This is a genomic window from Streptococcus sp. GMD1S, from assembly GCF_000296875.1.
Lineage (GTDB): Bacteria > Bacillota > Bacilli > Lactobacillales > Streptococcaceae > Streptococcus.
Map to the genome: position 1 here is coordinate 1 of NZ_AJQY01000305.1, position 529 is coordinate 529.

The 529-nt window shown below is 42.3% G+C and carries 1 protein-coding gene; it reads right to left on the reverse strand.

Going from position 1 to position 529, the window contains the following annotated elements:
- Positions 1 to 488, reverse strand: a 488-nt coding sequence (locus GMD1S_RS08920) for a YiiX/YebB-like N1pC/P60 family cysteine hydrolase (RefSeq protein WP_000892221.1), incomplete at its 3' end; no start/stop codon positions are given.
- Positions 489 to 529 lie beyond the last annotated feature (41 nt).

Genomic DNA, 529 nt, shown 5'->3' on the forward strand with positions numbered 1-529 from the left:
CTTTCTTTACATTCTAAAAGAGGGGATGCTGCTAGTTGACTAGGATTGGTCCCTGGCTGATTCAGAGGCACAGGAAATTTGAGTTTCCTGTAATATTCCCTCCAAAAATCACTAATCTCCTGCTCCCCATCACCAAATTTCATGGGAATAGTTTCAAAAATCGGTAGGATTTCAGCGATATACTGGGAGCAATAAAAGCCATTCCCATCCGGATAAAAAGAGGCATTATAGGGTGCACCCAAATGTTTGCTAGCTCTCTCCTTTACCAAGTCAGCTTCCAGCTCTGGATAGACATAAAGATCGTAGAGATGAGTTGGTTCAAAAAAATCAGCTGGTTCTTGACAAATGACACCAGCTTGCCCACTAGCATGGTAGATGAAACCGTCCAAAAAAATGGCTACATGACTATAGTTACCGGTAGAAGCCAGGATGGCCTGCCCCATATCTGAAAGGTCCTTCACAAAAATCAAATCACCATTTTCTAACATCTTTCTCTCCTAGAAAAAAAGGAGCCGAAACCCCTTTAGCT